This is a genomic window from Scandinavium lactucae (genome assembly GCF_033843265.1).
Classification (GTDB): Bacteria; Pseudomonadota; Gammaproteobacteria; order Enterobacterales; family Enterobacteriaceae; genus Scandinavium; species Scandinavium lactucae.
Map to the genome: position 1 here is coordinate 388,584 of NZ_JAWXRD010000001.1, position 14,699 is coordinate 403,282.

A 14,699-nucleotide genomic window follows, 5' to 3' on the forward strand; every position below is an offset into this window, starting at 1 on the left:
AGGGGCTCGGTAATGATTTGGCGCAATGCTACAATGCCGGGCCATTTAAAGTCACCCCCTGGAGTCCTTTGTGTCGTCATTGCCGGTCGCCGTTGTCCTTCCCGAACTTATTCAGGCGCTGAATGCCGCGCCGCAGGTGCTGTTAAACGCACCCACCGGTGCCGGTAAATCCACCTGGCTACCGTTGCAAATCCTGCACGCGGGGGGCATTGACGGCAAAATTATTCTGCTGGAACCGCGCAGGTTGGCGGCGCGGAACGTTGCTCAGCGGCTGGCGGAACTGCTGAACGAAAAACCGGGCAACACCGTTGGCTATCGGATGCGGGGTGAAACCTGCGTCGGCAAAAACACCCGCCTTGAGGTGGTGACCGAGGGCATCCTGACCCGCACTCTCCAGCACGATCCTGAACTGAGCGGCGTCGGGCTGGTTATCCTCGATGAATTTCATGAGCGCAGCCTGCAAGCGGATTTGGCGCTGGGGCTGCTGCTTGATGTCCAGCAGGGGCTGCGTGACGATCTAAAACTATTAATTATGTCGGCGACGCTGGATAACGCCCGCCTGCAAACCCTGCTGCCTGACGCGCCGGTGATCGCTTCCGAAGGTCGGGCTTATCCGGTTGAACGCCGCTATCAGGCGCTCCCGACCCATCAGCGTTTTGACGAAGCGGTGGCGATGGCGACTGCCGAACTGCTGCGTAATGAACCCGGCTCACTGCTGCTGTTTTTACCCGGCGTGGGTGAAATCCAGCGCGTGCAGGAGCAGCTGGCTACGCGCGTCGGCACTGATGTGGTGCTCTGCCCGCTGTACGGGGCGCTGTCGTTAAACGACCAGCGCAAAGCGATTCTTCCGGCGGAAAAGGGCACCCGCAAAGTGGTGCTGGCGACGAATATTGCCGAGACCAGCCTGACCATCGAAGGCATCCGGCTGGTGGTCGACTGTGCGCAGGAACGGGTGGCGCGTTTTGACCCGCGAACCGGCCTGACGCGCCTGGTCACCCAGCGCGTCAGCCAGGCGTCGATGACCCAGCGTGCGGGCCGCGCCGGGCGTCTGGAGCCGGGCATTTGTCTGCATCTGCTGGGGAAAGAGCAGGCCGAACGCGCCGCGGCGCAGGGGGAGCCAGAAATTCTGCAAAGCGACCTGGGCGGGCTGGTGCTCGAACTGTTGCAATGGGGATGTCAGGATCCGGCGCAGCTGAACTGGCTGGATCAACCGCCCGCTATCCATCTGGCGGCAGCCCGCACATTACTGACTCAGTTGGGTGCGTACGACGGCAAACGGCTCACCGCGCAGGGCCAGCAAATGGCGACGCTCGGCAACGATCCGCGTCTGGCGGCGATGCTGGTTGCCGCCAAAACGGCGGACGACGTGGCGACGGCGGCGAAGCTGGCCGCCGTTCTGGAAGAACCTCCGCGCGGCGGTAATGCTGACCTGAGCATGGCGTTTTCGCGCAATCAGCCCAACTGGCAGCAGCGCGTCAGGGCGCTTATCCAGCGGCTGGGCACGCCTGCCGGTACGCCGGATGCCGGGCGCATCAGTGTCTTACTGGCGCACGGTTTTGCCGATCGCATCGCCCGTCGTCGCGGCCAGGAAGGCCGTTATCAACTGGCGAATGGTATGGGCGCGATGCTCGATGCCGACGATGCGCTGGGGCGACACGAATGGCTGATAGCGCCGCTGTTGTTACAGGGAAGCCAGTCGCCCGATGCCCGAATTTTGCAGGCGATGGCGCTGGACATTGACGCGCTGGTGGCAGAATGCCCCCAGCTTCTGACCCAGTCCGACACCATCGAATGGGATGAACAGCAGGGGACGCTGAAAGCCTGGCGGCGTAGCCGTATCGGCCAGCTGACGGTGAAGGTCCAGCCGCTGGCGAAACCGTCGGAAGACGAACTGCATCAGGCGATGCTCAACGGCATTCGGGACAAAGGCCTAAGCATTCTCAACTGGACGCCGGAGGCGGAACAGCTACGCTTGCGTATTCAGTGCGCCGCACGTTGGCTGCCGGAAGAGGAGTGGCCTGTGGTCGATGACGAGGCGCTGCTGGCCGGGCTGGAAAGCTGGCTGCTGCCACACATGAGCGGTGTCCATTCGCTCAAAGCCCTGAAGGCGCTGAATGTCACCGACGCATTACAGGGGCTGTTGCCGTGGTCATTGCGACAACGTCTGGTGAGTTCGTTACCCACGCATTACACTGTGCCGACCGGAAGTCGGATTGCGCTGCGATATGATGCGGATAATCCGCCGGTGCTGTCGGTGAGAATGCAGGAAATGTTCGGCGAGGCGACTACGCCGACCATCGCTGAGGGCCGCGTGGCGCTGGTGCTGGAGCTGTTGTCTCCGGCACAGAGGCCATTGCAAATTACGCGCGATCTGAGCGCGTTTTGGGCAGGCGCGTACCGCGAAGTGCAAAAAGAGATGAAAGGGCGCTATCCGAAACATGTCTGGCCTGACGATCCGGCCAACACCGCGCCGACCCGACGCACGAAGAAGTATTCGTAAACTCTCCCGAAAAGGAGAGGGCACAAACAGTAAATTGAGAGGTTTCTTCTTTCAACATTGCGTGAAAGAAAAGAGAATCAGGCGCTTACGCCTGAATTTAGCGGAGAAAAAGTATGGCGGGGAATGACCGCGAGCCGATTGGACGTAAAGGCAAGCCTGCGCGTCCGGCTAAGCAAAAGGTTAGCCGTCGTCGTCTCAGGGACGAAGAGTACGACGACGATGATTACGAAGATGAGGATGAAGAGCCGATGCCGCGTAATGGAAAAGGTAAGGGCAAGAAGCCGCGTCGCAAGTACGGCTGGTTCTGGCTGCTGGTAAAAATCGGTATCGTCTTTGCGGTACTGATGGCCATTTACGGCGTCTATCTGGACCAGAAAATCCGCGCCCGTATTGACGGTAAAGTGTGGCAACTGCCCGCGGCGGTCTACGGTCGGATGGTGAACCTCGAACCGGATATGTCGGTCAGCAAGAACGAGATGGTGCGTCTGCTGACGGCCACGCAGTACCGCCAGGTGACGGCGATGACCCGTCCAGGCGAGTTTACCGTGCAGGCCAATAGCATCGAGATGATTCGTCGTCCGTTTGATTTCCCGGACAGTAAAGAAGGACAGGTGCGTGCGCGTCTGACCTTCGATGGCGATCGTCTGGACTCGATTACCAATATGGAGAACAACCGCCAGTTCGGTTTCTTCCGTCTTGATCCGCGTCTGATAACCATGATGTCGTCGCCGAACGGTGAACAGCGTCTGTTTGTGCCGCGCAGCGGTTTCCCGGATCTGTTGATCGACACGCTGATCGCCACCGAAGACCGTCATTTCTACGAGCACGACGGGATAAGCTTCTACTCGATGGGGCGTGCTGTGCTGGCGAACCTGACGGCGGGCCGCACGGTGCAAGGGGCAAGTACCCTGACTCAGCAGCTGGTGAAAAACCTGTTCCTCTCCAGCGAACGCTCCTACTGGCGTAAAGCCAACGAAGCGTACATGGCGTTGATCATGGATGCCCGTTACAGCAAAGACCGTATTCTTGAGCTGTACATGAACGAGGTTTATCTCGGTCAGAGCGGTGATAATGAGATCCGCGGCTTCCCGCTGGCGAGCCTGTACTACTTTGGCCGCCCGGTGGAAGAGCTGAGCCTTGACCAGCAGGCACTGCTGGTGGGCATGGTGAAAGGCGCGTCAATTTATAATCCGTGGCGTAACCCTAAACTGGCGCTGGAGCGTCGTAATCTGGTCCTGCGTCTGCTGCAACAGCAGAATGTTATCGATCAGGAGCTGTACGACATGCTGAGCGCGCGCCCTCTGGGTGTGCAGCCGCGCGGCGGCGTCATTTCACCGCAGCCAGCATTTATGCAGATGGTGCGTCAGGAGTTGCAGGCTAAGCTCGGCGATAAAGTGAAAGATCTTTCCGGTGTGAAAATCTTTACCACCTTCGATTCCGTTGCGCAGGATGCCGCTGAAAAAGCCGCTACTGAAGGCATTCCGGTGCTCAAGAAACAGCGCAAGCTGAACGATCTTGAAACCGCGATGGTCATTGTTGACCGTATGACCGGTGAAGTGCGGGCCATGGTTGGCGGCGCGGAACCGCAGTATGCGGGCTATAACCGCGCGATGCAGGCGCGTCGTTCGATTGGTTCTCTGGCAAAACCAGCGACCTATCTGACCGCGCTGAGTCAGGCGAATACCTACCGCCTGAATACCTGGATTGCCGATGCGCCAGTCACTATTCATCTGTCGAACGGCCAGACATGGTCGCCGCAGAACGATGATAAGCGCTTTAGCGGTCAGGTAATGCTGGTGGACGCGCTGACCCGTTCGATGAACGTACCAACGGTTAATCTTGGAATGGCGCTGGGTCTGCCAGCGATCACTGATACCTGGCAGAAACTGGGTGTGCCGAAAGAGCAGCTGCATCCGGTTCCGGCGATGATTCTGGGGGCGCTGAACCTGACGCCAATCGAAGTGGCGCAGGCGTTCCAGACCATCGCCAGCGGCGGTAACCGTGCGCCGCTCTCCGCGCTGCGTTCGGTGATTGCTGAAGATGGCACCGTGCTGTACCAGAGCTATCCGCAGGCTGAACGTGCTGTTCCGGCTCAGGCGGCGTACATGACGCTGTGGACCATGCAGCAGGTTGTGCAGCGTGGTACGGGTCGCCAACTGGGTGCGAAGTACCCGAACCTGCATCTGGCGGGGAAAACCGGGACCACCAACAACAACGTCGATACCTGGTTTGCCGGGGTTGACGGACGTGAAGTGGTCATCACCTGGGTCGGTCGCGATAACAACCAGCCGACCAAGCTGTACGGGGCCAGCGGCGCGATGTCCATTTACCAGCGCTATCTTGCCAACGAGTCGCCGATCCCACTGGATCTGACTCCGCCGGAAGATATCGTCAACATGGGCGTCGACGAAAACGGCAACTTTATCTGCGGTGGCGGTGGTATGCGCCAGCTTCCTGTCTGGACCACCGATCCGGGTCAGCTCTGCCAGCAGAGCCAGGCGATGCAGCAACAGCAGCAGGACGCGAATCCGTTCAGCGGCTCAACGCAGCAGCAACAGCAGCCGCAACAACAGCAACCGCAACAACAGCAACCGCAACAGCAGCAACAACCTGCGCAGCAGGAAAAAAGCGACGGTGTCGCGGGCTGGATTAAAGATATGTTTGGCGGTAATTAAGACCTTACCCCTCATCCACTCGGGTGGGGGGTTTATTTGAACCTCGGCTTAACCTTCTTTTAACTCCCTACTTACCATCAGGTTATTTTTTAAACCCTCAATTCTGGTAGGGGCGTATTCCGCTTGCTATGCCTTCTGCGTTTCGCCTATTATTCTGCGGCATAATAATAATTCTCGTTTACGTTATCATTCATTCAATATCATCAGAGAAGACTCATGGCGCGTCCTAACACTGCTCAGCCAATTAATACCTCCGTGCGCAAACTCGCACTGGTAATAGCCACAGCGGTCAGCGGCATGTCTGTCAGCGCACAGGCTGCAACCCCCGCGAAAGAAGAAACCATTACCGTGACGGCCGCACCGGTCGCACAGGAAAGCGCGTGGGGCCCGGCGGCAACCATCGCGGCGAAACACTCCGCCACCGCCACCAAAACCGACACGCCGATTGAAAAGACGCCGCAGTCTATTTCGGTGGTGACACGTGCCGAAATGGACATGAAGCAGCCCGCGACGGTGAAAGAAGCGCTGGCCTATACGCCGGGTGTGTTCTCCACTCGCGGCAGCTCCACGACTTATGATGTGGTGTCCATTCGCGGTTTCACCACTTCTACAACGGTTAATACCAATCAATACCTCGACGGCATGAAGCTTCAGGGTGATAACTACTCTGAAATGTCGATGGACCCGTATTTCCTCGAACGCGTAGAAGTGATGCGCGGTCCGGTATCCGTGTTGTACGGGAAAAGTAACCCCGGCGGTATCGTCAGCATGGTCAGCAAGCGCCCGACCACTGAACCGCTGCGTGAAATCCAGTTCAAAATGGGCACCGACAATCTGTGGCAGACCGGGTTCGACTTCAGCGATGCGATTGACGATGACGGCGTGTGGTCTTATCGCCTGACCGGTCTTGGCCGCAGTCAAAACGCGCAGCAGGAAATGGTGAAATCCACCCGCTACGCCATTGCGCCCTCGTTCAGCTGGCGTCCGGATGATAAAACTGATTTCACCTTCCTGAGCAACTTCCAGAGCGATCCGGATGCAGGTTACTACGGCTGGCTGCCGCGCGAAGGGACGGTAGTGCCGTATCACGATGCAAATGGCAATCAGCATAAGCTGCCAACCGACTTCAACGAAGGCGACCCGGATAACAAGATTTCTCGCCGCCAGAAAATGGTGGGCTACAGCTTCGCCCACGAATTTAACGATACCTTCACCGTGCGTCAGAACCTGCGCTACGCCGAAGTGAACACGCTGTACCGCTCAGTGTACGGCAACGGCTATATCGCGCCGGGCCAGATCAGCCGCGCCTATGTTCGTTCAGATGAAAACATGAATAGCTTCACCGTGGACAACCAGCTGCAATCCAAATTTGCCACTGGCGACGTGGATCACACGCTGTTGACCGGGGTGGACTATATGCGGATGCGCAATGATATAGACGCTGACTACGGTTCAGCCGATCCTATCAGCATGGATAACCCGCAGTATGGCGATCCGAATATCAATGTAACCTTCCCGTATGCGGTGCTGAACCGTCAGGAACAGACCGGCCTGTACGTGCAGGATCAGGCGGAATGGGATAAGTGGGTACTGACCCTGGGCGGGCGTTATGACTTCGCTAAAACGTCGACTCTGACGCGTTCGTCGAACACCACTGCTGAAGTTAACGATCATCAGTTCACCTGGCGCGGTGGCCTGAATTATCTGTTTGATAACGGGATTTCTCCGTACTTCAGCTACAGTGAATCCTTCGAGCCACTCTCCGGTGCCACGATGAATGGCAAACCGTTCAACCCGTCTAACGGCAAGCAGTACGAAGCGGGTGTGAAGTACGTACCGAAAGACATGCCAGTGGTGGTCACGGCGGCGGTGTATCAGCTGACCAAAGATGGCAACCTGACGGCGGATCCAAGCGCGCCAACCAGCGGCTTTAGCGTGCAGGGCGGCGAGATTCGATCCCGTGGCGTAGAGCTGGAGGCGAAAGCGGCACTGAATGCCAACCTCAACCTGACCGCGTCTTACACCTTCACCGATGCGAAATACACCCAGGACACCTGGTATGAAGGTAAACGTCCGGCAGAGATCCCACGTAACATGGCGTCACTGTGGGCGGATTATACCTTCCATGAAACGGCGCTGAGCGGTCTGACGATCGGGGCGGGCGGACGCTATATCGGCAATACTGTCAGCTACTATTCAGCCAACTCGCCGAAAGCGTATCAATCGTTCAACGTGGCGGGATATGCGCTGATGGATGCCACCGTGAAATACGATCTGGCACGTTTCGGTCTGCCGGGATCGTCGGTGGGGGTGAACGTCACCAATCTGTTCGATCGTGAATACGTTTCCAGCTGCTACAGCGAATATGCGTGCTACTGGGGATCCGAGCGTCAGGTTGTGGCCACTGCCACCTTCCGTTTCTAACTCTCTTTCAGGCGCGGTTTTCCGCGCCTTTTTACACGTTGGTCGCTATGCAGGAAAATACCGCCGTTCCCGACACCACGTTCGCCCTGAACGATGTTACCTTCCGTGTGCCAGGCCGTACGCTGCTGCACCCGCTTTCGCTGACCTTTCCAGCGGGCAAAGTCACTGGCCTTATCGGCCATAACGGCTCGGGAAAATCCACGCTGCTAAAAATGTTGGGCCGTCACCAGCCGCCTTCTGAAGGCGATATTCTGCTGGATGGTCAACCGCTGGACAGCTGGAACAGCAAGGCCTTCGCGCGTAAGGTGGCGTATCTGCCGCAGCAGTTGCCGCAGGCTGAAGGGATGACGGTTCGCGAACTGGTGGCGATTGGTCGCTATCCGTGGCACGGCGCGCTGGGGCGTTTTGGTGCCGCAGACCGTCAGAAAGTGGAAGACGCGATTGCGCTGGTCGGCCTTAAACCGCTGGCTCACCGCCTGGTGGACAGCCTCTCCGGTGGCGAACGTCAGCGTGCGTGGATTGCAATGCTGGTGGCGCAGGACAGCCGCTGTCTGCTGCTGGATGAACCGACCTCGGCGCTGGATATCGCGCATCAGGTTGACGTCCTGGCGCTGGTCCATCGCCTGAGCCAACAGCGTGGCCTGACGGTGATCGCTGTGCTGCATGACATCAACATGGCGGCGCGCTACTGCGATTATCTGGTGGCGCTGCGCGGGGGCGAAATGATTGCCCAGGGCACGCCAGAAACGCTGATGCGCAGTGACACGCTGGAACACATTTACGGAATTCCGATGGGGATCCTGCCGCATCCAGCAGGTGCCGCCCCGGTAAGCTTTGTCTATTGATGAATGACTCTCTCCTGATTAGCCGTCGTCGTTTACTGACGGCGATGGCGGTGTCGCCTCTGCTCTGGCAGATGAATAGCGCGCGTGCCGCGACGGTGGATTTGACCCGCATTGTGGCCCTCGAATGGCTGCCGGTCGAGCTGCTGCTGGCGCTGGGGATCACCCCTTATGGTGTCGCTGATATTCCCAACTACAAACTGTGGGTCAATGAGCCTGCTTTGCCTGCGTCGGTGATTGATGTTGGCCTGCGCACCGAACCGAACCTCGAACTGCTGACCGAAATGAAGCCGTCGTATATGGTGTGGTCGGCAGGCTATGGCCCGTCGGCGGATAAGCTGGCGCGTATCGCCCCAGGGCGGGGTTTTAATTTCAGCGACGGCAAAAATCCGCTGGCTAATGCGCGGCAGTCACTGATGGAAATGGGTCAATTGCTGGGCCGTGAACGGCAGGCGCAGGCGCATCTCAACCATTTCGATGATTATGTGGCGCAGCATAAACCGCGTTTTGCCGCTCGTGGGGCTCGACCGCTGTTGATGATTACGCTGCTCGATGCGCGGCATGTGCTGGCCTTCGGCCCGAACTGCCTGTTCCAGCAAATCCTTGATGACTATGGCATCGTCAATGCCTGGCAGGGGGAAACCAACTTCTGGGGCAGTCAGGTGGTCGGCATCGACCGGCTCGGCGAGTTTAAAGACGTCGACGTTATCTGCTTCGATCACGGTAATGAGACCGAGATGCAAAAAATGATCGCCACGCCGCTGTGGCAGGCGATGCCGTTTGTGCGCCAGCAGCGATTCCAGCGCGTGCCAGCGGTGTGGTTCTACGGTGCGACACTGTCGGTGATGAATTTTATCCGGATTCTGGATACGGCGCTGGGAGGCAAAGCATGAGCCCGCGTAGTGCTCGTCTCCCGGCGGTAGTGCTGCTGTTGTTGTTTATCGCCTCGGCGTGGCTGAGCTGGCATAACTTCAACGTGGCGCTACCGCGCGCCCAGTGGCAGGAAGCGCTGTGGCAACCGAATGTCGACAGCATTCGCCAGATGCTGTTCCACTACAGCTTGCTGCCCCGGCTGGTGGTTTCGCTGCTGGTGGGCGCAGGGCTTGGGCTGGTCGGGGTTCTGTTCCAGCAGGTGTTGCGTAATCCTCTCGCTGAACCGACCACGCTGGGCGTGGCGACCGGGGCGCAGCTCGGGATCACCATCACCACCCTGTGGGCATTGCCCGGCGTATTTACCACGCAGTTTGCCGCGCTGGTCGGCGCATGCGTGGTGGGCGCGCTGGTGTTTGGCGTCTCGTGGGGCAAACGCCTCTCTCCGGTGACGCTGATCCTCGCCGGGCTGGTGGTGAGTATGTACTGCGGGGCAGTGAATCAGCTGTTGGTCATCTTCCATCACGATCAGCTGCAAAGCATGTTCCTGTGGAGCACCGGGACGCTGACGCAAACCGACTGGAGCGTGGTGCAAAAGCTGTGGCCGCAGCTGCTCGGCGGCGTGATGTTGACGCTGTTGCTGCTGCGTCCGTTAACCTTGATGGGGCTGGACGACGGCGTGGCGCGTAACCTCGGCCTGGCGCTGTCGCTGGCGCGTCTCGGGGCACTGACGCTGGCGATTGTGATAAGCGCGCTGCTGGTCAATGCGGTGGGGATCATCGGCTTTATCGGCCTGTTCGCGCCGCTGTTGGCGAAAATGCTCGGCGCACGTCGGTTGCTCTCCCGGCTGATGCTGGCCCCGTTGATCGGGGCGCTGATCCTTTGGCTGTCTGACCAGCTGATTGTGTGGCTGTCTCAGGTGTGGATGGAAGTCTCCACCGGTTCCGTGACCGCGCTGATTGGTGCGCCGCTGCTGCTGTGGCTGCTGCCGCGTCTGCGCAGTATCAGCGCTCCGGCGATGGATGCGGGCGATCGCGTGGCGGTTGAGCGTCAGCGGGTGCTGGCGTGGTCACTCGGCGGTCTGGCGCTGCTGCTGTTGGGGATGCTGGCCGCGCTTTCGCTGGGGCGTGATGCGCACGGCTGGCACTGGGCGAGTGGCGATTTACTTAGTGCGCTGATGGAATGGCGTGCGCCCCGCATTCTGGCGGCGCTGGTCGCCGGGATGATGCTGGCGGTGGCGGGGTGTATTATTCAGCGCCTGACCGGCAACCCAATGGCGAGCCCGGAAGTGTTGGGGATTTCGTCCGGGGCGGCATTCGGCGTGGTGCTGATGCTGTTCTTCGTGCCGGGCAATGCCTTTGGTTGGCTATTGCCTGCGGGCAGTCTGGGGGCGGCTGCGACCCTGATGATCATTCTGATTGCCTCGGGACGCGGAGGATTCTCCCCGCACCGGATGCTGTTAGCCGGGATGGCGCTCAGTACCGCCTTCACCATGCTGCTGACCATGTTACAGGCCAGCGGCGATCCGCGCATGGCGCAGATCCTGACCTGGATAGCCGGTTCGACCTATAACGCGTCGTATCAGCAGGTGCTGTACACCGGGCTGGTGATGGGAGTCCTGTTTGCACTGACCCCGCTGTGTCGTCGCTGGCTGGCTATTCTGCCGCTGGGCGGTGATACCGCACGGTCGGTCGGAATGGCACTTACGCCGACGCGGGTGGCATTGTTGCTGCTGGCCGCCAGCCTGACGGCAACGGCGACGATGACCATTGGACCGCTGAGCTTTGTCGGCCTGATGGCCCCGCATATTGCGCGAATGATGGGCTTCCGCCGGACGATGCCGCACATGATCCTGTCTGCACTGGTAGGGGGGATTTTGCTGGTGTTCGCCGACTGGTGCGGAAGGATGATTCTGTTCCCGTACCAGATCCCGGCCGGGTTGCTGTCGACGTTTATCGGTGCGCCGTACTTTATCTATCTGCTGAGAAAACAGAGTCGGTAATGTTCCCCGGTGGCGCTGTGCTTATCGGGGTGACGATAGTAGGCCGGGCAAGCGTAGCGCCGCCCGGCATCGACTTTACAGTTTTGCAAATACCTTACGCGCGGCATCAATAGTGTTGTTGATGTCCTGCTCGGTATGCGCCACGGACATGAAGCCCGCTTCGAACGCCGACGGAGCCAGATAAACGCCTTCTTCCAGCATCAAATGGAAGAATTTCTTGAAGCGCTCCACGTCGCATTTCACCACGTCCTGATAGCAGGTCACGGTTTTCGCATCGGTGAAGAAAATCCCGAACATTCCGCCCACGTTATTCACTACCAGCGGCACGCCGGTTTCACGCGCAGCCCGCAGCAGGCCATCAGCCAACTGGTTGGTCAGGTTGGTCAGGGTTTCATGCACTCCAGGCTGAGCGACTTCGGTCAGACAGGCAAATCCGGCTGCCATCGCAATCGGGTTCCCTGACAGTGTCCCGGCCTGATACACCGGGCCGGTTGGGGCCAGCGCGTCCATGACTTCGCGACGACCACCGAATGCGCCCACCGGCATACCGCCGCCGATGATTTTGCCCAGGCAGGTCAGGTCTGGCACCACGTTGTAGTAATCCTGTGCGCCTGCCAGCGCCACGCGGAAGCCGGTCATCACTTCGTCAATGATAAACAGCGCACCAAACTCGTCGCACAGCGCGCGCAGGCCCGGCAGGAAGTCCGGCTGCGGTGGAATGCAGTTCATGTTGCCTGCCACCGGTTCGACGATGATACAGGCGATATCCTGCGGGTATTGCTCGAACGCCGCACGCACGGAGGCCAGATCGTTATAGGTGCAGGTCAGGGTGTGTTTAGCGAAATCGGCTGGAACGCCTGGGGAGTTCGGCTGGCCGAGGGTCAGCGCCCCGGAACCGGCTTTCACCAGCAGGCAGTCGGCGTGGCCGTGGTAACAGCCTTCGAATTTGATGATTTTGTCACGGCCAGTAAAGCCGCGCGCCAGACGAATGGCGCTCATGGTGGCTTCGGTGCCGGAGTTCACCATTCGTACCATGTCCATGGTTGGAACCAGTTCAGTGACCAGCTCCGCCATTTTGACTTCCATCTCGGTCGGCGCGCCGAAGCTCAGACCGCGAGACGCCGCTTCAATCACCGCGTTACGAATCGCAGGATGGTTGTGCCCCAGCACCATCGGACCCCAGGAACCGACGTAATCGATGTAGGCCTTACCGTCTACATCGTACAGATATGCGCCGTCGGCACGTTCAACAAACAGCGGGGTCCCGCCGACGCCGGTAAAGGCGCGTACCGGGGAGTTAACGCCGCCGGGGATCAGTTCGCGGGCCGCGCTGTACAGATTCTCAGATTTACTCATTGCCAGGTTCCTGGTTCGTTGAAAGCATGTTAGCGGACTATTCTAAGTTATTCCCCGAAGGTTATGAAAGTTTTGCCCAATTGAAACAATGTAATAATGCGGGAATTTTTAGGCGACGGGTCGCCAGCTGGTGGCTACAATGCAGTCTGCAATTCATCCTGGCAACAAATGATAATGTCATGAAAGCAGAAACGCCCTCTTTTGAATCACAGCAATTTGTTCGTTTGCGCCGCGGGGAAGCGGTGCGTCGTTTAGTTCGCAGGGATAAAACACCGTTACTCATTCTCTTAATGGCCGCTGTGGTCGGGACGCTGGCCGGGCTGGTGGGTGTCGCGTTCGAGAAAGCCGTCAACTGGGTGCAGCATGTGCGCATTGGCTCCCTGGCCCAGGTGGCAGATCACTGGTTTTTAGTCTGGCCGCTGGCTTTTATCTTCTCGGGACTGCTGGCGATGGTCGGCTATTATCTGGTGCGCCGTTTCGCACCGGAAGCGGGGGGATCGGGCATTCCTGAAATCGAAGGCGCGCTGGAAGAGCTGCGTCCAGTTCGCTGGTGGCGCGTTATCCCGGTGAAATTCATCGGTGGGATGGGTACGCTGGGGGCGGGTATGGTGTTAGGGCGTGAAGGCCCGACCGTTCAGCTCGGCGGCAATATCGGGCGGATGGTGCTCGACATCTTCCGTCTGCGCACCGCCGAAGCACGCCACTCACTGCTGGCGACCGGTGCGGCGGCGGGTCTGGCGGCGGCCTTTAATGCGCCGCTGGCGGGCATCCTGTTTATCATCGAAGAGATGCGCCCGCAGTTCAGATACAACCTGATCTCGATTAAGGCCGTGTTCATCGGCGTGATTATGTCCAGCGTGGTGTTCCGCATTTTCAACGGCGAAACGGCGGTGATTGAGGTGGGCAAGCTCGCCAATGCTCCGGTCAATACATTGTGGCTGTACCTGGTGCTGGGCATGATTTTTGGCTGCGTCGGGCCCCTGTTCAATAACCTGGTGCTGCGTACCCAGGACATGTTCCAGCGTTTTCACGGCGGTGATCTTAAGAAGTGGGTGCTGATTGGCGGTTTGCTCGGCGGGATTTGCGGCATTCTCGGGCTTATCGAACCGGAAGCGGCGGGCGGCGGGTTTAACCTGATCCCTATTGCGGCGGCGGGGAATTACACCGTCGGCCTGCTGATGTTCATCTTCATTGCCCGCGTGGTGACGACTCTGCTGTGCTTTGGCTCTGGCGCACCCGGCGGGATTTTTGCCCCAATGCTGGCGCTCGGTACGCTGCTCGGCACCGCCTTTGGAATGGCCGCCGTGGCGTGGTTCCCAAATTACCATCTGGAACCGGGCACCTTCGCGATTGCCGGGATGGGGGCGCTGTTTGCGGCATCAGTCCGTGCGCCGCTCACCGGGATCGTGCTGGTTTTGGAAATGACCGATAATTATCAGCTCATTTTGCCAATGATTATTACCTGTCTTGGCGCAACACTATTAGCTCAGTTCCTGGGCGGCAAGCCGTTGTATTCCTCCATTTTGACCCGCACGCTAGCGAAACAGGAAGCCGAAATGGCCGAGAAAGAGAAACCGACCGCCGGGGAGAATACTTGAACGATTTAGTCAGGTATTGGATAATGTTTAAAAGACCCGGCGAGACTTTTAGCCAGGCGACATAACTGGAGTATGAAATGAGTGATGACGTAGCGCTGCCCCTGCAGTTTACTGATGCGGCCGCCAGCAAAGTAAAAAACCTGATTGCGGATGAAGACAATCCGAACCTGAAACTGCGCGTCTATATCACCGGTGGTGGTTGCAGCGGTTTCCAGTACGGCTTCACCTTTGACGATCAGATTAACGATGGCGATATGACTATCGAGAAGCAGGGGGTCGGCCTGGTCGTTGACCCGATGAGCCTGCAATATCTGGTTGGCGGTTCGGTGGATTACACCGAAGGCCTGGAAGGATCTCGCTTTATTGTGACCAACCCGAATGCCAAGAGCACCTGCGGGTGTGGTTCTTCCTTCAGCGTTTAAGCGTTGAGGT

Annotated in this window: 9 protein-coding genes; 8 read left to right on the top strand and 1 reads right to left on the bottom strand. The window is 58.8% G+C overall.

Translation table 11 applies throughout. The features are described from left to right. The first annotated feature begins 70 nt into the window (after window positions 1-70). From hrpB to fhuB, 6 genes are all read left to right on the top strand, one after another. Window positions 71-2,500, top strand: a complete 2,430-nt coding sequence (gene hrpB / locus SIK69_RS01790) for an ATP-dependent helicase HrpB (protein ID WP_319785266.1) — start codon at window positions 71-73, stop codon at window positions 2,498-2,500. 113 nt (window positions 2,501-2,613) lie between these two features. After that, complete coding sequence (gene mrcB, locus SIK69_RS01795) at window positions 2,614-5,175, top strand: bifunctional glycosyl transferase/transpeptidase (protein ID WP_319628130.1); 2,562 nt, start codon at window positions 2,614-2,616, stop codon at window positions 5,173-5,175. 216 nt (window positions 5,176-5,391) lie between these two features. Then, window positions 5,392-7,599 (top strand): ferrichrome porin FhuA, encoded by a 2,208-nt coding sequence (gene fhuA, locus SIK69_RS01800; RefSeq protein WP_319628129.1) that lies wholly within the window; start codon window positions 5,392-5,394, stop codon window positions 7,597-7,599. A 47-nt stretch (window positions 7,600-7,646) separates the two neighbouring features. Further along, window positions 7,647-8,444, top strand: a complete 798-nt coding sequence (gene fhuC / locus SIK69_RS01805; RefSeq protein ID WP_319628128.1) for a Fe3+-hydroxamate ABC transporter ATP-binding protein FhuC — start codon at window positions 7,647-7,649, stop codon at window positions 8,442-8,444. Continuing rightward, complete coding sequence (gene fhuD, locus SIK69_RS01810) at window positions 8,444-9,334, top strand: Fe(3+)-hydroxamate ABC transporter substrate-binding protein FhuD (RefSeq protein ID WP_319785267.1); 891 nt, start codon at window positions 8,444-8,446, stop codon at window positions 9,332-9,334. Before fhuC ends, fhuD begins: the two co-directional genes overlap by 1 nt. Further along, the gene (fhuB, locus tag SIK69_RS01815) at window positions 9,331-11,313 is read left to right on the top strand and encodes a Fe(3+)-hydroxamate ABC transporter permease FhuB (RefSeq protein WP_319628126.1); all 1,983 of its coding nucleotides are present in this window, start codon (window positions 9,331-9,333) and stop codon (window positions 11,311-11,313) included. The genes fhuD and fhuB overlap by 4 nt, the downstream gene beginning before the upstream one ends. Window positions 11,314-11,388: 75 nt before the next feature. Here fhuB and hemL read toward each other — a convergent pair whose 3' ends face one another. Then, window positions 11,389-12,669 carry a glutamate-1-semialdehyde 2,1-aminomutase gene (gene hemL / locus SIK69_RS01820; RefSeq protein ID WP_319628125.1) on the bottom strand — a complete coding sequence of 427 codons (1,281 nt, stop codon included), beginning with the start codon at window positions 12,667-12,669 and terminating at the stop codon, window positions 11,389-11,391. A gap of 179 nt (window positions 12,670-12,848) precedes the next feature. Between hemL and clcA the strand changes: the two genes are divergently transcribed. Together clcA and erpA are read left to right on the top strand one after the other, a co-directional pair. Beyond that, window positions 12,849-14,267, top strand: coding sequence for a H(+)/Cl(-) exchange transporter ClcA (gene clcA, locus SIK69_RS01825; RefSeq protein WP_319628124.1), 1,419 nt, complete (start codon window positions 12,849-12,851; stop codon window positions 14,265-14,267). A gap of 77 nt (window positions 14,268-14,344) precedes the next feature. Further along, a complete protein-coding gene (erpA, locus tag SIK69_RS01830; RefSeq protein WP_097162931.1) occupies window positions 14,345-14,689 on the top strand; it encodes an iron-sulfur cluster insertion protein ErpA in 345 nt (114 codons plus the stop codon). Window positions 14,690-14,699 lie beyond the last annotated feature (10 nt).